Below are 19,986 nucleotides of genomic sequence, written 5' to 3'. Positions count from 1 at the left end.
TAAGCTCAATCGCCCCTTGCTTGAATTCGCTTGTATACCTTCTTTTGGTTAACACCATTTCAACACCTCTTTCCTATAAGTTTTTTTCGGATCTGGGTGTCTACTTTCTTAGGGGAGGATCATGCTCTGTAAAAATCACTTATTGGGAGAACACATATGAATATGAAAATTTTTTAATTGGCTAGTAGATTTTGAGTTTTTATATATTGCGAAATAATATGCATTAGAATTTGATGAGAATCCTCAACAACTCCATAATTGTCTACTGGAATATGTATTGAATAATCAGTTAATGACGGCAATCTTCCGCCAGAAAAACCGATTAATGAGAAAGAGGTAAGTCCTAGTTCTTTAGCAGTAATAGCAGCATTACAAACATTTTCACTGTTTCCAGATGAAGAAATTAGAATAATCCCATCACCTTCACTTGCAAGCATTTTTAGTTGTTTAGAAAATGTATGCTGGTAACCAAAATCATTTGCAATAGCTGTAAAAAGAGCCTGGTTTGAATTTAATGATTGAGTTTTTATTCTATTAAATTTATCAACGAAAACTCCTTTTGTAAAATCACAGCAAAGGTGATCAGCAATAGAAGCTGAACCACCATTTCCAGCAACAAATATCTTTTTTTCATTTTTTGCAAGATTGACGAGTGCATTAATAAAATCAGAAAGCCTATTTGCATCCAATTCTATTAAATTAGACGTTAACATATTGAGGTATTCTGAGAGGTAATCTTTTGGTGATAATGTATTAAATATAATATTTTTTTCTCTTGGATCTTCTTTTTCCATATTAACCTCCAAACTTAAACTAATAAATAGAAAACTATTTTGTTGCTCCACAGATAAATCAAAAGTTGATTCCGTGAAAGGTTTAATTGAAATCTTGTCGAAGCAATCAAAATGACGACAGGAATTTATGATATTATACATTATTTAAGAAAAAATGCTGTTTTTACTAAAAAAAATTCATTGGAGAAATTCGATTGAAAATAAATTTTTGGATTTTTTTCTAAATTGGTTGAAAAATACTTTACCTTTCTAGCCAATCTTGATTGTTACGTAAAAATAATGTGCTGTATCGTGAAAGAATATTGCCATGTAATCTTATTCCATTTTCATCCGTTGCATCGACTGGATAAATTTCCCAAAATTTCTTTTGGAGCATTTCATCATTACTTTGTTCAACCCATGTTCCATTAAGGCGCTCGTGCATTTCAATAGCAGCATCTCTTATTTCTTCAGGTGTATTTTCTATAAGTTCAATATCTTTTGATTCGTACTGTTTTGATGTTAAACAATTAGCAAGATCATGAGAAAAAATTTCAGAAAGAGTAAGTTTTTTTTGTGAGCTTTTGAGGACATGGTGTTTTGTCAGGTTTATAAAATTTCTTTGAGTAGTAGATAAATGTCCAATAGGGCACAAGTTTACATATACAATTGGTTTTCTAAATATTAACGGAATAGAGTCCCATCCAGCTCCTGTTGAAATTGCAAAATAACATTTTGCCCCTAAATAAATATCCATAAATTCGCTTCTGATACTGTGATTTGCATAGTCAATAATTTTAGGATGAGTTGATATCATTTTCTCTTTAACTTTAGCTCCCATGCGTAATACAAAATAACCAAGATTTGCTAATTCTTCAGCGGCAAGCATAAAATTATGAATATTTGAATTTCTATAATTATGATACGACCAAGATTCTCCAGGCAAATAAGCGTCGTCACGAACTAATATACAAACAAATAAATCTGTTGGAGTTATTCCAAGCTGTTTCAACAGATCAATTCCTTTTAATTCTTCTTCTTCTGTAAATTTTAAATGAGGTTTTGTTTTTTCGAATAAATTGTGAATATCTCGATAGCCATGAGTATAAGGATTAATTTTGTGAATATTTCCTCCTGGTAATAACAAATTGAGTCGATTCAATGGCGATAATATCCAGAAAGGAATAATTGGTAAAACTCTTTTCCACATGATTGCAAGCTGCTTATTGCAAATTATTTCTGAAGACATAAAAAAAAGATCAATATGTTTTCTTTTAGGATTATCTAAACCAAATTCTCGTTTACAAAGATAACGTTCAGTGTCTTCTGCTAAATGACCTATTCTATTGCTTGTTAAAGCTAACCATCGCACTAGGAACCAAGGTCGTATGAGTCGAATAAATAATAATACCGGGGCTAATAAGATAAATAGAAAAAGAAGTATTAGACCTCTGTATGATTTTCTGAGTAATTCTTTAATACCACGAGCTCGAATTTCACTTAAATGACGGTCAATAAAAAATTTTAAATCCACCACATATAATCCTTATTCATTAATGCTAATTAAAATTTGAGTTATTGCAAGAATTTAATTATTTATTTTTAATAATATTATTCTTTAAAAGTTAATATTATTCACGTAATTATAATTAATTATATTTCCAATATCAATAAATATTTTTCTTGTTTCAAAGGAATAAATTTTCCCTAAATATTGATTTAATATTTCACAGCTAAAATCATTTTTGTTAAAATGATTTCTTTTTAAATCTGTTAAAAATTCTTTTGACATTAAGTAAATAGCGCCATTTGCTAAGTTTCCAGGAGAATTTAATTTTTTTTCATGAAAATTTATAACTAACGAGTGTTCATTTAGCTCTACTATTCCACACTGCTCAGGAGTATTTGTTCTAAAAGTCATCATTGTCATTATTGATTCTTTGGGGCGATTTAAGTGTGAATTGATAAAAGAAGATAAATTTTCAAGACAAAAATTATCACTATGAATTAAAAATCCCTCATCATTTTCAAAAAAATCTATATTTTTAATTAATGTACCAGCTGTACCTAATAGTTCTTTTTCATAAACTAAAGAAACATATTTGCTGTAATCATTTTTTTCGAAAAACTCATTAACCTGATCACTTAAATAATGAGTATTAATTAAAATATTTTTAATGCCAGCTTCAATTAAGTTATCTACCCAAATTTGTAATAAAGGTTTCCCTTTTATTGGAAGCAGACATTTAGGAGTTTTATCTGTCAAGGGACGAAGTCTTGTTCCATACCCTGCTGCTAAAAGCATTGCTTTCATTATATTAAATTTCCTTAATTATTTCTTCAGATGTTAAAGGAATATTTCCAACTCTTGAAACTTGAATTCCTGCGGCAATAGCACCAATTAATGCGGATTCCCAAATATTTCCACCCGCAACCATAGTAAGCGCGCTTGCAATAAGCATGGAATCACCTGCTCCTGCAACATCTTTTGGTATTGGATTAAGAGCATCAATTCTATCTGTAGTCCAAGTATTTTGACCAGTATGAATTAAAAGACCGTCCTCTCCTAATTTTAATAAAATATTTTTTGATTGAGAAATTTTCATTAATTGATCTGCAAGAATGACAAGTCCATCTTCTTTATTTCGAGTTGAAATTCTTGCTTCTCTTTCAGTTGGTGTGATTAAATCCATCCCTAAAAAACGACTAATATCACCAATTTGAGATGAAGATTGGCTATCTGCTACCATCATTATATTATTTTGTTTTGCTAATTTTATAATTGAGTCGACTAAATTTTGAGGTAAACAACCATAATTAAAATCAGAAAAAATAAGCAAATTATATTGTTGTATTTTTTGTTCCAAAGTCTCCAAAAACTTTATTTGCAAATTAGCGTCTATAGCTTCTTGGTGTAAATGGCTAACGCGTAATAAGCTTTTTCCTTTAGAGCGATAGCGTTGTTTTAATGTTGTAGGTCGATTTTCATCATACAATATATTTGAATTTACATTGAAATCGTTTAATTTATGAAGTGCAAAATTGTGAATTAAATCATTACCCGCTACACTTAAAAAATCAATATTAGCACCTAAACCCGCCCCATGAGCAGCAACAATACCAGCACCTCCAATAAATTTTTTTGAATCTATTGGTTTTACTACAATCGTAGGATCTTCTTGTGACATGCCTAAGGGCTGGCACGATATATATTCGTCAACTATTAAATCGCCTAAAACACATGCTTTTATTTTTTTGAAATTATCTATTAAATCTAAAAGTCTTTCTTTTTGAATTTCATGTCTTTTCATATAATCTTCAGGCAAATTAAATAATTTTGTAGTCGAAGAAAATTCTTTTTGAAAGACATCAGCTGATGTAAAGAAAGTTTCACCAGAACTAAAAATTAATTTTCCACCATATTCTTCTAGAGCTTTTAATTCAGGATTGAATTTAGATTCGTGTTCTTTTCCTTTTACTACAATACTTGGTTGAATTCTTGCAATAACGTCTTCTATGGACTCATCTATTAAAAAAGCTTCATCTACAATTGAGTTGGTTTGTACTCCTTCTAGGCGGAGGAGTTCTGGAACATATGCTGCATTTTTAGCGATACGATCGCTCTCAACGGCAACAATTAATTTATCACCACATTCCTTTGCAAAGCGCAGCAAACGAATATGACCTGTGTGAATAACATTAAAATGGCCTGAAACAAATACTAGATTTTTCATAAAATTAATTCATCACCTAGTTATTTAAAATAAATTGATTATTTTTTACAAAACTCAAATACTGTTGACCTTTACCCCAAAACTCTTTAAATTTTTGAAAAGATGGGATTCCTGTTTTCAAAAAATTTATAAATTCATTTATTGATATTACTGTATTTTCTAAATTAATTGCCATAAGAATTTCATTTAAATTTTGTAATTCAAAGATGAGTTCTTTATTCAGATCATCATAACAGAAGTCTAATTCATACTTCCAAGATAGTTTCTCAATTTTAGAGGTTATATCTATAATTTTTTTTCCTGTATTTATATCGATTTCAGGAAATGAATTTTTAATGTCAATAAAATTATGGATATTTTTTAAATATTGCTCTTTCATTAATTCGTTTCTCGTTTTACCAAACGGAATGGACTTATACCAGCGATTATCTGCTAAAATTGTAGGAGATGATCCAAGTAACATAAATTCTTCTTCAAGAACTTCAAGAGCATCTGAAATAGATAACGATGGTCTTTGATTGAATGGCTGAAAACTATCTTGAATCCAGTCTTTAGTGGAACGGCTTCTTCCTATTAAGGTGTTTAAATGTGAGTCAATTTCATTATATACGAAATTTTCTTTTTCTTCTATATCTAATAGATCTTTTGTAACTAAACGAAAATAAACACGCCTTAAATACTCAGTAAAGTAACTTACGCTACAGGATGTTGTGATAACAAAAATTCCACCTTCATCTACAAAACGCGAGGTATCACTTAATATTTTTTTTGGATTGGATTGAAATGGTAAAACTCCTTCGCATAAAACTAAAGAATATTTCAGACTATCAATGTTATGATAATTTTCAATTAAACATTCAATAAATTCAAATTTATTATTCAAGTAATAACTATTTAATAAATTACTCGATTTTTTTAAACCATAGATATTTCCATCTACAAGTATATATTTTTTGGGCTTAAAAAATGCAGTATAGATTGAATTGTGTCCACTTCCAGGACCAAATTCAATCACATCTTTTTCAAAAATGTTATTTTTTGTAATACCTAACTGAATATAAAGAGATTCTCTTCTTGAATAATGCAATTTTAATTCACTAATATCTTGATCAACAGGAGATATTTCTCTAGATTTATAATATTCCACAAAAGACGTTTTCATTAATTGTTACCTTTTATAAAATTGTTCTCAAATTATATTATCATATAAATTGGAAGAAGGGTGTTCTAATCCAAGTATTCTTCTAGCTATTGTTTCCTGACCTATATTTGATACTCCTGCTTCAACATAAATAGATTGCACTGTTATACAACTTGATAGATTAGAGGTTAAAAAAAAAAGGCTACTTCTGCTATTTCTTCAGAAGAAACAATTTCCCCTCTTGGGATTAATTTTTTATACATTTCTTGGAGCTCTTTATTATTTATATAAAAATCTTTATTTTCATCTTTAAGAACAGTTCCAGGAATGATACAATTAGCTCTTACACCTAAATTACCAAGTTTTATGGATAGGTATTTTGTTAATTGTATAATAGATCCTTTTGAAATGTGGTATAATGCTGGCTGTTCATCAACAATAAACTCAGATGCACCTGATCCCATTAGTAATATCAATGAATTTTTCAAAAAATTTTCTTTTAATTCTCTTAAAATATTTAAAATTGACAAAACAGAAAAATTAATTTCTTCATCATTTTCCATAGAGTCTCTGTTTTTTTGGCAGAAAACAATAGACTCAATTTCTTTAATTTTAGGAAGCTCTTGATTGCGAGCTGAAAAATCATATTTAAAGTGTTCGCAATTAAGAGCACTTGGTTTGGTTCTAGAAATAACTAAAACATTGCGATTATGAAATATAAATTTTTTAGCAATTGCTTTTCCAATACCGCGGCTTCCTCCAAAAATAATATGCATTATTCAGTCTCTAATTGGGGGAGAGGAGTTATTATTTTATAATATTTTCCTTTTATCTTTGGTATAATTTGTTTGTAATATCTCCAAGCTAATATAATTGCTACTTCATCTGATTTTTCATTCGTATTTTTAAATTCATATACAGGTATATGGTAGCCTGGACTTAATGTATTAAATTTTCCTGGATTTTCATCTACTAGATTAGATAATTTGTTACCTAATTCAAAATGATAAATAAATGTTGTCGATGTTGCGCTTGCTCCAAAACCAATAATTTTACGACCCTCGTATTTTTTTAATTCTTGCAACAAATCATTTTTTTCTTTTTCAATCCTTAATGCAAAGCTTGAAAAATAGTCTTTATCATTTAATTTATTAAATTCAAAATTAAACCAATAATTTACATTTTCGTTAACACTCCAATTCGAGTCCTTTCTTGCCCAATAATATCTCATTGAACCACCTTTAGTTTCAACATGTTGAATATCAATAAGGTGAAAATCAAATTTATCAAAGAATTTTTTTAAAGGTAATAATGAAAAATAGGAAAGATGTTCATGATAAATGAAATCAAAAACCATATTATCTATCATATCAAATAAATATGAGGACTCAATTATAAAAACTCCGTTTTTAGTTAGGAGATTATTTATACCTGTTATGATAGAATCTAAATCGTCTATATTAGCAAATAAATTATTTATAGTAATGAGATCAAACTTGCCATATTTAATTTCTAAAGATTTTTGAAGCTCAAGATTAAAAAAATCGCAAATGGTTTCAATTCCATTTTCATTTGCTACTTTAGCAGTAATTGAAGCTGGCTCTATGCCAAGAGTTTTCATTCCATTTTTTTTAAAATGATAAAGCAAAGTTCCATCATTGCTTCCTATGTCAAGCACTGAAGAATTCTTTGAGAAATTTAATTTATTTAATACTTCAGTAGCATAATTTTGAAAATGATCTGATAATCCAAAGGAACTTTTTGTTTCATATATATAATCTTTATAAATAACTTCTGGGTTTACTACGCAATTAATCTGAACAAAATTACATTCTTCACATTTTTGTAAATCGAGAGGATATACTTCTTGTTCTTTTTGTTCGGTAATATAAGCGTCACAAAGAGCTGTAGGCGTCAAGTTTAAAATAATTTTTAAATTTTCTGATTTACATAAACGACAAGTATTCCTAATATAATGATTATTCATTTTTAACCTCAAAATCAATTAGCATCTTTTGGAAAGTTTTAACTTTTGTTTCTTCTGTATTAAGTGGTGCCCAATCAGCAAATTCTGTTAACTTAGGATCAAATGGTCCATTTGTAATTTCTAAAAAAACCAAAATTTCAGTTTTAATATTTAAAGAGTGGTATAAAGGTTCGCTCATATTATGATAAAAAGGTTTTCCTGATATAAAATCACCCATGGTTTTTTTTTCAACTATTTTACCATTATTATCAAATATTATGAAATCTACTTCGCCTTGTAAAACTAACATAGATTCAGATTTATTAACATGTTTATGAGGTCTGACATATGCATCTCTAGGATGAACAATAAACATTTCATGAATTATAGAATTACTATTTTGATGTGTGCAAATTCTAGCTCTTTTTCTCAAACATAATTCTGAGTATTTACTTAATAAAGAAATATCATTCAGTGTTAAATAAAAACTAGATAGATTTGGGTAGAAAACTTCTTCAGAAATTTTCTTAAATAAATTTTTATTCAAGTTATTAAATCTTTCCAATAATTAGGTAGTAATTTACTTGTTGGCAGAATTGAATATATTTCATTTTTAAATTTTGAAATATTTTTAGATTGAATAATCATCTTTTCATTTTCTGTATTTGTGCCACAACCATAAATGGATATTTTTTTATTCTTATCTTCTTCGATATGATTTTTAAGTTTTCTCTCCGAAATAGGAAGTTTTATTACATATTTTTTCATTAAATCATCAATTGGCTGCTCACCAAAATTAATAATAGATTCAACTTCACTCGTTTCACAAAGCCTACATATTGTCATATATTTACCTTTCACGATTAATTAAATAAATTCTAATTGAACTAATATTAATTAACAGTAGGTATAAATGATTCATTTTGTTAACCTTTTTTTATAATTATCAATTAGTGGTTGAAAAGAAATTGTTATTTTTATTTTCAAAGAATTAAAAACATGTTTTAAAAAAATACTCGAATTTTTTTCAATAATATAGTAACTTAAAAGTGATGTAAAATAAAGTAATATAATAGAAACTATAAAAGCAATTAAAAAATTCATTCTTGTATTATTAAATAATAAAAATATTTTATAAATTAAGCAAAAAATAAATGGATGAAGTAAGTATGTGGAATAAGAAATATCGCCTAAATGCGAGAAAAAATTCAAATATTTGAATTTTTTCAAATTTTCACTTAGTGATAAAGAAGAAAATACCATCAAAGCAGCTGGTATCCCATCAGAAAATAAATCATTCGCTACTTTAGAGCCCCTTAAAATTACAAAAAGGAAAGAGCCTAGAAATATACAAATTCCAATAGAAAAAGGTAACTTATACTTATTATTTATATATAATGAACCAATGAAAATACCTAATAAAAATTCAAATATTATATTCTTTCCATAATATGTTAAGCTACCTGAAGCATAATTTGAGCATAATAAATATATAGATATCATTAATAAACTAGTTACAAAAAATTGATGATTTTTCTTAAAAAACAAACTAATTGTAAATAATATATAAAAAAACATTTCATAATTTAATGTCCATCCAAGCGTAAAAAATGGCATATACAGACCACTTGGAGGATTTGGAGTCGGTATAAATAGAAGACTTTTTAATATAAACTGAAAATCTAATAAAGGAGTTCCCATCCACCTACTTAAAAAAAAGTTTTTATCTATATAAACCACAAAAATAGCTACTACAGTGACAAAATAGTAAGCGGGTGCAATTCTTGCAATCCTATTTGAAATAAATTCAAAAGGAGAGTAAGGTTTTTCCCTTGTTGTTACAAACATGACAAAACCACTTATAACAAAAAATAAATCAACCCCTCCTGCACCAAAACCATTAAATGCTTTTGGAATTGGTTGAAAATAGTTACCTGAACTCCCATAAATTTGGACAAAATGTAACATGGCAACAGCCCAGGCTGCAAATGCTCGAAGAATCTGTATAGAATAAATCATTATTCATGCCTCTTTTATCAGGAAAAATAAATAAATTCATAATCTCCGTTAAATCCAACATCTTCAAAAAGTGCTAACCACTGGGTGTTTTCTAAAAATGTTTCGCATGTTAATGCCCAGCATTGTAAGTTAAATAATTCTAATTCATTTCGATAGCTTTCTACCATTAGGAAAGAGGACTTTGAAACTCTTTCCATTTCTCTAAGCGCATTTTTAACTCCGCTATAATTTAAGTTATGGAGTGTTCCTAAAGAAATGACCAAATCAAATTCATTGTTCTTGAAAGGGTAAGGGTCTTTTGCATTAAACGTAAATAAATTATTTTTAATTTCTGTTGGAGCGCATTGTAAACCATACTCAGAAATATCAAAACCTTTTATTTCTAAACCTGGTTCAATTAAAAGCATTTCGTAAAGTAAAAAACCTTTTCCGCAACCTACATCTAAAACTTTTGAACCAGCTTTTAAATTATAAGTCTCTATTAAAGCATTAGCTACAGGTTTCCAACGTCCAGGTATGTATTTATATCCTCCATAACCAAAACGCCGATCTCCATCCCAATATTCTTGATCAAATCTTTTTGCAATTGACATACAATAAACTTTGTCATCGTTCATTCTGGCTAAATAATCACGCTTTGTTTGTAAATGTAAAGGTGTGATAAAATTTTTCAATTGTCCATTTTTATTTTTTTCATTTAATAAATTTGAATGATCACTGTAAAAAACTTTTTTTAAATTCCATATCGTTTCAATTTTTTCAATATCTTCTTCAGAATTAATATGTAAACCTTCTACAGCAAAATGAATGGATTTTTCTTGAGAAATGATTTTTGAATATATAATTTTTCTTTTAGAATATTCATTTGGAAGTTGAAATAAGCTATATGCAACAATACCATCAATTTCATTTAATTCATTTAATACTTGATTTAAAATGAGAAAACACTCATCCATTATATACTCTGTCGCACTTAATAAATAATTAAAATTATTTCGTTCGCAGTAATCTCGAATTACGATATTTTGAACATGTTGGGGTGCTCGCTCAGTCATGAAAGGACGACTAAATATATATCCTCTTAAATTTTTTTTCATAGTCACTTTACTCTTGGGTGTTTGTAGTTTAGGCCTAATTGTGAAGCAGCACGTAATGTGATTGGCTCAAAAAACTCACCAATTTTTTTATCCCAATAGGGTGTGAAAGCGCCTTTAAACCGACAATTCATAGACCATCTTGTTTGATTTTCTAAATTTACTCTATTTCCATGGGGTAATGCCTGATCAAAAATTAAAATTTCTCCAAATTTAACATCAAGCCACTCAACATCTTTTTCAATTGAATGATATAAAGATTCACTGTCTTTTCCTGCTAAAGTAACAAAATTATCGTTTAATATTTTGGATTTTTCTGGAGGTAAAATATACATTGCTTTTGTTCCAAAACAATCGACAAGAGGAATCCATACGACAACTTCAAACGGAGAATCGCCAGACCAAGTATCAGCATGTACAGGTAATAACGAGCTTGTATCATTAGGTAATTGTATACTTAAGTTAACTCGCAATTGCATTGCAAGTTCATTTCCTACTAGCATTTCCAAATACTGACGAGCCGAATTAAAATAGAGTTCACGAAAATTTTGAATAGAATTAACTCCACGTATCATTTTTAAACGAAATGAATTTAATTCCTCGATTTTAATTTTTTCGTGAATATGATTTAATAAATTTTCTGGATTTTCAGGAATATTTATATTTAAATGTTCGCATATTAATTTGATATAGAAATCACGAATTTGTATTAGAGTTTCTTTATCACCTGGTTTTATAATGTAACCTTTTTTCAAAAATTCTTCTGTTATTATTTTTTCAGATTCATTATAAAACATTATTAATACCTTCTATTTAATTACGCATTGCAGCGCATAGATGCTGAGTTGAAATACCCCAATTTTCTAGTAAACTATTTTGGCTTCCGTATTGATCAGCAAATTTATCTTCTATACCAATCCTTTTTATTTTAATGCACTGATCTGGCATTTCATCGTTGCAGAATTCTAAAATGGAACTACCAAGGCCCCCATTTTTAAAATGCTCTTCAACAGTAACAATTTTAGTTACTTTAGGAAAGAGTTCTAGTAGTGTTTCTTTATCAAGAGGTTTGATCGTATGCATATGTAGCACACCGCATAGGATATTTTCTTTTTCTAATTCGCTTGCTGCTTTTAGTGCGATTTGAGTCATGACTCCTGTTGAAACAAATAAACACTCTCCAGGATTTTTCATCAAAATTGCTTTACCAATTTGAAATTTGTCATTTTCAGAGCTAATGATTTCATCCCCACCTTTAGCTAAACGGATATATAAAGGATGTGGCCAATTTAATGACGCTTGCATAAGTCGTTTCATTTCTAATGAGTCGCAGACAGAAACGACACCCATATTTGGCAATAAACGCATTATTGCAATATCTTCTACAGCTAAATGGGTAGGACCAAGAGGAGCATATACGGCTCCACCTCCATTTGCGATGAGTCTAACGGGTAAATCTTGTAAACAAAGATCTAAAACAATTTGCTCATAACAGCGCCGTGTTAAAAAAGTAGCAATCGTATTAACATAAGGAATAAATCCTTCCATTGCTAATCCAGCAGCCATGCCAACAATATGTTGCTCAGAAACTCCTTCCATAAAAAAACGATCCGGAATTTCTTTTTTCATTTCAATTAAGACTTCTGGACCTAAATCAGAACCGATAAAAAGTACCCGAGGATCTTTTTTTGCTAATTCATATACACAATCAAGAGCTGTTTTTCTCATAGAAATTTCCTGTTATTTTAAGCATTCATACATAGCATCAATTTGATCTTGTTTTAATCCTGATTTATGATGCCATGTAGGATTATTTTCGGCAAAATTAAAACCTTTTCCTTTTATTGTGTGACAAATAAAAACGGTTGGTTTATTATGGTCTTTAATTGTTTTATTTAAATGATATTCCATTTCTTTAATATTATGTCCATCAACTTCTAAAACTTCAAAGCCAAAACTTTTCCATTTATCAACTAGAGGCTCTAAATCTAATACTTCTTTTGTTGGTCCATAGGATTGAATTTTATTATAATCGATCATAGCTATTAATTTTGTTAATTTATGTTTTGAAGCACTCATTGCTGCTTCCCAGACAGATCCTTCATTGATCTCGCCATCACCCATAACAACTACGACATGATGATCTTGTTTTTTTAATTTAGCACCTATTGCCATCCCAACTGCCATGGAAAAACCATGTCCTAATGCACCAGTAGTTGCTTCAATTCCTAAATCAAGATTTCTCTCTGGATGTCCCCCAAAATGTGAATGAGGTCTACAAAAATCTAATAATGTTTCTTTAGGGAAAAAACCTTTATCAGCTAGTATCGCATATAATGCTAAACAACCATGCCCTTTACTTAAAATGAAACGATCCCGATTTTCCCAACGGGGATTTTCTGCTTTATAGGATAAAAAAGAATCAAATAATACTCTCATTATTTCTATTAAAGATAATGTAGAACCAATATGCCCCCTTTTTTCTACAGCCAAAGTATCAACAACAATTTTTCTTAAATATTTTGAACGTTCATCAAGTTCAAGCATTTTCAATTTCCTCTTTAAATGTTTCGTTAATCTGTATTAACAAATTTCTTGATTTGTTTAGCTGAAATGTTAATATATCTTGCCTATTTACCTGATAATTTAATGATAAACGTCTACGTAACCAAACATCATCTCGGAAATCATTTAAGGTAATTAGTGGCCAGGTCATCCAATATAAAAATTTAATCAATTGAAATCTTTTGAAATGACTTTGATTAAAATTTTTAAAAAAATTCTTAATCCAATACATTCCAAGATGCTTATTTAAATTCATACCTGGATGAATATAAAAATCGCATGCTAATTTTAACGGGTCATCCCATCCAAAATATTCAAAATCTAAAAAATAAATAACATTTTTATTATTTTTTAATGCATTATGAAATCCGAAATCAGATGGACTTAAAATTTTATCATCTTGAGATATATCATCATTAAAATCTATGGATGAATTCCAATTTAATTTTATATAAGATAAAATTTTCTTCCAAATAGGATTATATTCATTATTTAAAAATAAATTTAATTTTAAATTATTATTCTTTGGAGATATAAATAAACTTAGTCTTTTTTCGATATGTTTTTCAATTTCTATGGCACTAAAGCAAGCATCAGAAGCATTAGATATATAATTCGTATTTACATTGAATTTGTTTTTCAAGTGGTTTATTCTGTGAATAAATTTTATACAAGAATCAATATCATGTTCGGAATATTCCGTAATTTTAATACCCTCAATACAGTTATAGAATGCTATTCCAAGAGCTTCGTTTTTCAATACAGGATTGGGGATATTATGGATTCCTAAATCTTGTAAGAATTTTAACGAATTGAATTCTGTATTTAAACTATTCCGGTTTCCTTCAACAGAATAAATTTTTAATATCAAGCTTTTTTTGTGTTTAAAATTTAGCTTATAGACGCCGCTATTCCCGCCGTTTTTAATTTGCTCAACATTTATAGGTGATTCACCTATAAAGTCTTCGGTTATTTTGATAATCTCAGAAATTTTCCAAGATCCATTAATTTCAGAGTCTAGCTGGCTCCAGTTTTTTGATTCAAAATTTAAACCAAAATTTTCACTAGAGAATAAATATGATTGGGGTATAAAAGGTGAAATATTTGTAATCACTTCAACAAGATCATCAATGAAAACGGTGCACGATGATTTTTTAATTTCATCTATTTTTTCTTGAAATGTGTCTTTAAAAACGACTTGTTCAACTGTCTTATTTGGAAATAAGGAATTATTTTCTAAAAATTTTAGAGCAGCTTCCCGCAAAGGAATTTTATCTTCATCAAAATGCCCGAACTCAGTTTTATGACTGATTATTTTTATTTTAAATCCAGCAAAAAACGACCTCCATATGAATCGAGAAACTCCATTATAAAGTCTACCATAATTATTTAATAGTTTTCCATATACAATTCCTTGCAACTTTTGCCAATGAAATTCACCATCATTTAAACTTCTTAAAAAATTTCTAATTTCATTTTTAGATTTTAAATTTTCTGGTAAATTGATATTTAAGTATTTTAACCCTTCTTTAAAAGCATATTCATAATTAATAATTGTATTATCAAGATCAATTCCAATTATCATTGTATTGGTTTTCCAAAATTTTTATAACTTTAATTAATGATTTATGTGTATTTTTTATAAGAAATTCATCCTAAATTGATATTTTGCATTCGTTTAATATTAAAATAATTTTCATTGTTTAATGAATCTTTTAAAAGTCCTTTATCAAATGCTTCTTTTAATTCTTCCACAGCTTGTGCCACTGTATGCTTTGGAGTAAAATTTAATTTCTCCGCAATTTTTTTAGAAGAAATATGGTATGAGCGATTGTCATTTGATAAAGACTCTATTAACTTAACATCTTCTCCAATAATATTTTTTACTGTTTGCGCAATTTCTCTCACAGTTTGATTTTCAGTTCCAACATTGAAGATCTCACCAGCAATGATTTCTTTTGGTGCTTTCAGCATTAAGACATACGCTTCAACCATGTCTGATATATGAATATTTGGTCGTAATTGATCACCACCAAAAACACTAATTTCTCTTTTATGATATGCTAAATTTGTTAAAATATTTACAACAACATCGAGACGCTGTCTAGGAGAATAACCACACACCGTTGCAGGTCGAATTGTTACGGAAGTAAAATTATCAGACTGATATTTTGATAGTATGTTTTCGCAATCAGCTTTGAATTTTGAATAATCTGTTAGTGGCTCTAAATCCATTCCTTCATGAACATCTTTTTCCTTTTTAACACCATAAACAGAAGATGATGATGCATATATAAATCTAGATATATTTGATTTCTTACTTATTTGAACCAAAGGTTCAAATGCATCTAAATTTATTGATTTTCCTAATTCCGGATTTAATTCAAAACTGGGATCATTTGAAATACATGCTAGATGAATTACCGCATCATGACCAGGAATGATATTATTAAGTAATTTTAAATCACGAATATCTCCTTTTATTTTATGGAGATTTTTATGATCTTGAATGACATCTTCTCCATAAATCATTAAATCAAATACGGTTATTTCGTAACCTTCTTTTAATAAACGTGGCACTAGCATTGAGCCAACATAACCAGCGCCACCAGTAATAAATATTTTATGAATTGACTTCATAACTAATTATCTTCCTTTAAATTTAATTTTGAGATCCTAAAAATTTAAACCAATCTTTTGTAGCAATCTCAATAGATTTCTGGGTCCAAACAGGTGCATTTTGCCAATAATCAATATTCTTAAGAATTTCATGAACACCATTTTCAATAGTAACTTTAGGTGTCCAATTTAAATCTTTTTTAATTTTTGAGATGTCTGCAAATGTGCAATCTGGTTCACCAGGCCTTTTGGGTATATAAATTTTTTCGCATTCTAAAAGTTCGACAAGACGATTAACAGAAACTGTTTGGCCGCTTCCCACATTGTATATTTCATTTGAAAATGCACTCATTGCTCCAGTAAATAGTGCATTTGTGACGTCTGATACATAAGTAAAATCTCTTGTTTGGTTTCCATCTCCTACAACAGTTAATGGATGTCCTGCCAGTTTTTGCGCAAGAAAAACTCCAAATACAGCTCCATATGTTCCTGATGTTCTCGATCTTGTTCCGTAAACATTAAATAAACGAAATGAAATTACAGGTATTTTATAAACTTGTCCCCAATGCATAACAAGTTCTTCTCCCATACGCTTTGTAAGTGCGTATGGGTATTGTGGACTTATCTCGGAAGTTTCATTCGTTGGATAGTTGCTAGGAATACCGTAACAAGACGATGAGGCAACATAGATAAACTTTTTTAAATTTAGATTTTTTGATGCTTCTAATATGCGAAAAGTTCCGTGAGCATTAGCTTCATAATAGGATACAGGATTTTGGATGCTTGGAACAATATCTGCTAATGCAGCAATGTGAAATACGTAGTCTGCATTTTCAAATTCTTCACTCAGATTTTCATAATTAGAAATATCGCATTCAATAAAACGTATTTTATCTATGATATGTGATATATTCTCTAAGCGACCTGTAGACAAATTATCTATTACTGTTACTTTAAAATTATTTTTTAGAAGTTGATCAACCAAATGGCTTCCAATAAAACCAGCTCCACCTGTTACAATAGCTTTCATCATGACTCCAAGATAAAATTATTTATGATAATGTGTAAAATTTTAAGAATTGTCAAATGCTTGCGTAAAAAGCAGTAAATAAAAACAGTTTAGACATTTTTTTGTCTTTAAGATAAGTCAAGATTATCTTATTTAAGATTTTATTTCAAATATCAAAACGATTCTGTATAATTTTATAATACGCTTCGCTGCATCTCAATTGCTGACTTATGAAAAGCTTGAAGAACTGCAAGCCTTTCTTTTGTTTTCTGAGGGTGCTGTGCGAATTTTCTTCTCTTATATTTCCACTTTTGTTTGTTATGTGTCTTTTGATTGGGGCGAATTTTATTAACGGCGTATCATAGCTCAGGAATTTATCTGTTACGATAATTTTCTTAATTTTTAAAGTTTTCCCAACGATTCAAGTTTATTGCAATATTAATTGAATATCTAAAATATCTAAAATAAGTTCCCCAAGTTTCTTTAAAAAAAAGAATTGATATGGTATCATCTTGTTTTAAAAATATTTTAATCTTAAGAAAACAAAATTTGATAAAATTTGTTTAAGTATACAAATTTAATAAGAGTTTTTATATAAATAAACTATCTATTTTTAAATTATATGATGAAATTTATGATATTATTCAATCTAGCAGTGAACAATGTAATGATCTAACTCATGTAATTATTAAATCCATTCAAATTTCATAATCTAAAAAAGTTAAAGTAGCATAAATTTAGTTTGCTTTGAATAAGTTCAAATGTCTTTCATGAATAGTATCTAAACTAGTGCATAATATTTATTTATGCGAAAAAACGAGAAATCATTACTTTTATATATGTTTAATTTCATTGATATATTTTGACTGATCTCACTATAAATAAAAATAAAATCATAAAAACAAATAATTTCATTTATTTTTTATATTAATTTCCGATTTATATTAAGTTTTTGAAATAAATAAGGGATGAAATATGTCGATATTATTAAATAAATTATGGATAAATAAAATAATAAGATCTCTTTTGTTATTAATCATTCCAATTTTTTTAATATCTTGTGACAGCAAAGGTCCATCAAATATGACTGAAAAAAATTCTAATAATATTTTAGACGAAATAGTTATTCCTTTACCTATAGAGTGTGAATAAGTAATGAAAAATTTGAGAGGTAACAAATATGGTAGTTAAAAAAAATATAATAATTATATCGATGTTTTTCTTTTTATTCTCCATAATGTTAATTAACTCTTGTAGCAAAAGCGGTTCTTCATCATCTTCTTCCGATTCTGCTAATTCAAATGCAAGCGCACAAAATCCAAATGAAAATCAAGCAAGTTTAAAAGTAATCATTCCTGTTCCTCAAATTATGGCTTTATCTGGAACAAGTAAAGAGTATACGATATTAATTAAAAACGAAGGTTCTAAATCTGCAAGCCATATTGTTTTTAGTGAGTTAGATAAAGAACCAATTTCTTTATCAAACTCAAATGATGCCAATACTTGTAAAAATAAAGTCCTAAATAATAATGAAACATGCGAACTAAAAATTATTTTTTCACCAAAAAAAGTAATAAGTGGAAAAAAAAAGCATTTCATTAAGCTACACAAATGATATTGATAATAAAAATGTTTTACTTTCTTTTGATATTAACTATTTATCAAAGGGTTCCGTAAATCTTTTCATCCCTTCTGTTGATCAGTTAAAAACATCTTTAACAGAAGAAATAAAAAGGACATTAACAATTAAAAATATGGGTGAAGAAGAAGTTACAGGTTTAAAAATATCAAAATTAGAAGCTCCCTTAGTTTCCATTTCAAAATGTTCAGACTCATTACAACCAGGAAGTACTTGTAATATAGATATAAGTTTTGCCTCTACTGCAGTTATAAATGGTATAAAAAACTTATTGATTACTTATGATGATTTAGACCAAAATAATAAACAAAAACCAAATACAGTTATTGTTCCTATTTCTTATATGACTATTGGAAAATCAGATGTTAGTATTAGTAATATACCTGATATTTTATTATCAAGTGCGAATAAAAGCACTGAGCGCATTTATACTATTAAAAATAATGGTACTGCAAAAGCAGCAAATATTATTTTACCCTCTTTTATAAAACCATTATCAAATGGCGGAACTACCTGTGCAAAAGAATTAGATGCAGGGGATTCTTGTACCTTTAAAGTTATTTTTAATCCAATGGGTGGTAATAAAATTGATCAAAAAGATTATTACTTTGAAATTTCTTTTATGGATGGAAATGATATTAAAAAGGTCGTATCCAAAATAAGTTTTAAATCTATCTCGAATAATATTTTAAATTTAACACAATATAACGTGAGTTCAGCAAGTATTCAGATTGATACACCATGCAATAAAAAAGAAATTTACGGGAATGGTGCTCATAATATTCCACTAGTTCCTACTTTTAGTGCAACGGATGAAAATGGAAGAACGATTTCTTTTTCATTGGATGAGATTATAGCAGCAACACAAGTTCAAGTCGTTAATGGTGGAATTAGCACTGATATCAATACCATAGAATTTAAAGCTAACAAATATTCAAAATGTATTGATGGTACAAGTGTGAATTCGGATTTAAAAGCACTTTTTTTCAAAACGAATTTATCAGGACAAAAATTAGATATTGGAGCAAAAATTACTTATATGGATAAATCAGGTAAAACAATATCTGTCAGTACTGATAATTATCAAGCAGGACGAGTGAATATCAATTCCTTAGATAATCCATTAACGAAAGCTTCTGCGGACTCCTATTTTAGCATGGGAATTGTTTCTGATAAATATATTGGTTCTTTAATAACAAGAGATAATTACCGTTTATTTAAAATTTCTCCTGATACAAAAAACTTTCCAACTTTAGATGGTTTATCTGACATTACCCAAGTTCGTGTTACTTCAATGACTTATAATAAATCATCTGGTTTATTAAATGTTAATTACACAGAATCACAAGTTCCAAATACTCCAAATACTCCAAATTATTTAATGCCAATTCATGGATTTATTGGAGCTATTAAAGGTGATTGTATGA

20 protein-coding genes and 1 pseudogene are annotated in these 19,986 nt (G+C 28.5%); 3 read left to right on the top strand and 18 right to left on the bottom strand.

Translation table 11 applies throughout. The annotated features are described in order from the left end of the window. Positions 1–173 precede the first annotated feature (173 nt). The 18 genes and pseudogenes from ACIQ56_RS05425 to ACIQ56_RS05340 all read right to left on the bottom strand — a co-directional run bounded on the left by ACIQ56_RS05425 (position 174) and on the right by ACIQ56_RS05340 (position 16,941). Positions 174–794 carry an SIS domain-containing protein gene (locus ACIQ56_RS05425; protein WP_397600053.1) on the bottom strand — a complete coding sequence of 207 codons (621 nt, stop codon included), beginning with the start codon at positions 792–794 and terminating at the stop codon, positions 174–176. Between the two features lie 241 nt (positions 795–1,035). Next, positions 1,036–2,310: a TIGR04372 family glycosyltransferase gene (locus ACIQ56_RS05420; RefSeq protein WP_397600052.1), complete on the bottom strand. Its 1,275-nt coding sequence runs from the start codon at positions 2,308–2,310 to the stop codon at positions 1,036–1,038. An 81-nt stretch (positions 2,311–2,391) separates the two neighbouring features. Then, positions 2,392–3,087, bottom strand: a complete 696-nt coding sequence (locus ACIQ56_RS05415; RefSeq protein ID WP_397600051.1) for a nucleotidyltransferase family protein — start codon at positions 3,085–3,087, stop codon at positions 2,392–2,394. 4 nt (positions 3,088–3,091) lie between these two features. After that, positions 3,092–4,507, bottom strand: a complete 1,416-nt coding sequence (locus ACIQ56_RS05410) for a PfkB family carbohydrate kinase (RefSeq protein WP_397600050.1) — start codon at positions 4,505–4,507, stop codon at positions 3,092–3,094. A 16-nt stretch (positions 4,508–4,523) separates the two neighbouring features. Beyond that, the gene (locus ACIQ56_RS05405) at positions 4,524–5,669 is read right to left on the bottom strand and encodes a hypothetical protein (RefSeq protein WP_397600049.1); all 1,146 of its coding nucleotides are present in this window, start codon (positions 5,667–5,669) and stop codon (positions 4,524–4,526) included. Positions 5,670–5,836: 167 nt separating this feature from the next. After that, complete coding sequence (locus tag ACIQ56_RS05400; RefSeq protein ID WP_397600048.1) at positions 5,837–6,424, bottom strand: SDR family oxidoreductase; 588 nt, start codon at positions 6,422–6,424, stop codon at positions 5,837–5,839. Then, complete coding sequence (locus ACIQ56_RS05395; RefSeq protein ID WP_397600047.1) at positions 6,424–7,635, bottom strand: methyltransferase domain-containing protein; 1,212 nt, start codon at positions 7,633–7,635, stop codon at positions 6,424–6,426. The genes ACIQ56_RS05400 and ACIQ56_RS05395 overlap by 1 nt, the downstream gene beginning before the upstream one ends. Beyond that, positions 7,628–8,161 (bottom strand): WbuC family cupin fold metalloprotein, encoded by a 534-nt coding sequence (locus ACIQ56_RS05390; RefSeq protein WP_397600046.1) that lies wholly within the window; start codon positions 8,159–8,161, stop codon positions 7,628–7,630. Before ACIQ56_RS05390 ends, ACIQ56_RS05395 begins: the two co-directional genes overlap by 8 nt. Beyond that, positions 8,158–8,460, bottom strand: a complete 303-nt coding sequence (locus ACIQ56_RS05385; protein WP_397600045.1) for a hypothetical protein — start codon at positions 8,458–8,460, stop codon at positions 8,158–8,160. Before ACIQ56_RS05385 ends, ACIQ56_RS05390 begins: the two co-directional genes overlap by 4 nt. A 72-nt stretch (positions 8,461–8,532) precedes the next feature. Beyond that, positions 8,533–9,633 carry an acyltransferase family protein gene (locus ACIQ56_RS05380; RefSeq protein WP_397600044.1) on the bottom strand — a complete coding sequence of 367 codons (1,101 nt, stop codon included), beginning with the start codon at positions 9,631–9,633 and terminating at the stop codon, positions 8,533–8,535. A 17-nt stretch (positions 9,634–9,650) separates the two neighbouring features. Further along, on the bottom strand, positions 9,651–10,250 hold the full coding sequence (locus ACIQ56_RS05375) for a class I SAM-dependent methyltransferase (RefSeq protein ID WP_397600055.1): 600 nt from the start codon (positions 10,248–10,250) through the stop codon (positions 9,651–9,653). A gap of 108 nt (positions 10,251–10,358) precedes the next feature. After that, a pseudogene (locus ACIQ56_RS05370) lies at positions 10,359–10,730 on the bottom strand (LIC12192 family sporadic carbohydrate cluster protein); the annotation flags it as partial. Between the two features lie 2 nt (positions 10,731–10,732). Then, positions 10,733–11,524 carry a sporadic carbohydrate cluster 2OG-Fe(II) oxygenase gene (locus ACIQ56_RS05365; protein WP_397600043.1) on the bottom strand — a complete coding sequence of 264 codons (792 nt, stop codon included), beginning with the start codon at positions 11,522–11,524 and terminating at the stop codon, positions 10,733–10,735. 16 nt (positions 11,525–11,540) lie between these two features. Further along, positions 11,541–12,455 carry a transketolase family protein gene (locus ACIQ56_RS05360; protein ID WP_397600042.1) on the bottom strand — a complete coding sequence of 305 codons (915 nt, stop codon included), beginning with the start codon at positions 12,453–12,455 and terminating at the stop codon, positions 11,541–11,543. Between the two features lie 12 nt (positions 12,456–12,467). Next, on the bottom strand, positions 12,468–13,274 hold the full coding sequence (locus ACIQ56_RS05355; RefSeq protein WP_397600041.1) for a transketolase: 807 nt from the start codon (positions 13,272–13,274) through the stop codon (positions 12,468–12,470). Next, a complete protein-coding gene (locus tag ACIQ56_RS05350; RefSeq protein WP_397600040.1) occupies positions 13,267–14,877 on the bottom strand; it encodes a hypothetical protein in 1,611 nt (536 codons plus the stop codon). The genes ACIQ56_RS05355 and ACIQ56_RS05350 overlap by 8 nt, the downstream gene beginning before the upstream one ends. A gap of 65 nt (positions 14,878–14,942) precedes the next feature. After that, complete coding sequence (locus tag ACIQ56_RS05345; RefSeq protein WP_397600039.1) at positions 14,943–15,932, bottom strand: NAD-dependent epimerase/dehydratase family protein; 990 nt, start codon at positions 15,930–15,932, stop codon at positions 14,943–14,945. 22 nt (positions 15,933–15,954) lie between these two features. Continuing rightward, entirely contained in the window at positions 15,955–16,941 is a 987-nt protein-coding gene (locus ACIQ56_RS05340; RefSeq protein ID WP_397600054.1) for an SDR family oxidoreductase, read from the bottom strand. Between the two features lie 954 nt (positions 16,942–17,895). On the opposite strand from ACIQ56_RS05340, the gene ACIQ56_RS05335 reads away from it, so the two are divergent. The 3 genes from ACIQ56_RS05335 to ACIQ56_RS05325 all read left to right on the top strand — a co-directional run. Then, positions 17,896–18,072, top strand: a complete 177-nt coding sequence (locus tag ACIQ56_RS05335) for a hypothetical protein (protein ID WP_397600038.1) — start codon at positions 17,896–17,898, stop codon at positions 18,070–18,072. Positions 18,073–18,100: 28 nt separating this feature from the next. Then, positions 18,101–18,535 carry a hypothetical protein gene (locus ACIQ56_RS05330; protein ID WP_397600037.1) on the top strand — a complete coding sequence of 145 codons (435 nt, stop codon included), beginning with the start codon at positions 18,101–18,103 and terminating at the stop codon, positions 18,533–18,535. After that, on the top strand, positions 18,498–19,986 hold a 1,489-nt coding region (locus ACIQ56_RS05325), incomplete at its 3' end, for a hypothetical protein (protein WP_397600036.1). The genes ACIQ56_RS05330 and ACIQ56_RS05325, both read left to right, overlap by 38 nt.

Origin of the sequence: Silvanigrella sp., from assembly GCF_044369315.1 — a bacterium.
Classification (GTDB): domain Bacteria; phylum Bdellovibrionota_B; class Oligoflexia; order Silvanigrellales; family Silvanigrellaceae; genus Silvanigrella.
Note: the sequence above shows the minus strand (reverse complement) of the source record. Positions and strands in the feature narration are given on the sequence as shown.

Coding starts and splice junctions, on each gene's coding strand:
- ACIQ56_RS05425 (WP_397600053.1), bottom strand. CDS start 794: ATGGAAAAAGAAGATCCAAGAGAAAAAAATATTATATTTAATACATTA.
- ACIQ56_RS05415 (WP_397600051.1), bottom strand. CDS start 3,087: ATGAAAGCAATGCTTTTAGCAGCAGGGTATGGAACAAGACTTCGTCCC.
- ACIQ56_RS05410 (WP_397600050.1), bottom strand. CDS start 4,507: ATGAAAAATCTAGTATTTGTTTCAGGCCATTTTAATGTTATTCACACA.
- ACIQ56_RS05405 (WP_397600049.1), bottom strand. CDS start 5,669: ATGAAAACGTCTTTTGTGGAATATTATAAATCTAGAGAAATATCTCCT.
- ACIQ56_RS05400 (WP_397600048.1), bottom strand. CDS start 6,424: ATGCATATTATTTTTGGAGGAAGCCGCGGTATTGGAAAAGCAATTGCT.
- ACIQ56_RS05395 (WP_397600047.1), bottom strand. CDS start 7,635: ATGAATAATCATTATATTAGGAATACTTGTCGTTTATGTAAATCAGAA.
- ACIQ56_RS05385 (WP_397600045.1), bottom strand. CDS start 8,460: ATGACAATATGTAGGCTTTGTGAAACGAGTGAAGTTGAATCTATTATT.
- ACIQ56_RS05380 (WP_397600044.1), bottom strand. CDS start 9,633: ATGATTTATTCTATACAGATTCTTCGAGCATTTGCAGCCTGGGCTGTT.
- ACIQ56_RS05375 (WP_397600055.1), bottom strand. CDS start 10,250: ATGAACGATGACAAAGTTTATTGTATGTCAATTGCAAAAAGATTTGAT.
- ACIQ56_RS05365 (WP_397600043.1), bottom strand. CDS start 11,524: ATGTTTTATAATGAATCTGAAAAAATAATAACAGAAGAATTTTTGAAA.
- ACIQ56_RS05360 (WP_397600042.1), bottom strand. CDS start 12,455: ATGAGAAAAACAGCTCTTGATTGTGTATATGAATTAGCAAAAAAAGAT.
- ACIQ56_RS05355 (WP_397600041.1), bottom strand. CDS start 13,274: ATGCTTGAACTTGATGAACGTTCAAAATATTTAAGAAAAATTGTTGTT.
- ACIQ56_RS05350 (WP_397600040.1), bottom strand. CDS start 14,877: ATGATAATTGGAATTGATCTTGATAATACAATTATTAATTATGAATAT.
- ACIQ56_RS05345 (WP_397600039.1), bottom strand. CDS start 15,932: ATGAAGTCAATTCATAAAATATTTATTACTGGTGGCGCTGGTTATGTT.
- ACIQ56_RS05340 (WP_397600054.1), bottom strand. CDS start 16,941: ATGAAAGCTATTGTAACAGGTGGAGCTGGTTTTATTGGAAGCCATTTG.
- ACIQ56_RS05335 (WP_397600038.1), top strand. CDS start 17,896: ATGTCGATATTATTAAATAAATTATGGATAAATAAAATAATAAGATCT.
- ACIQ56_RS05330 (WP_397600037.1), top strand. CDS start 18,101: ATGGTAGTTAAAAAAAATATAATAATTATATCGATGTTTTTCTTTTTA.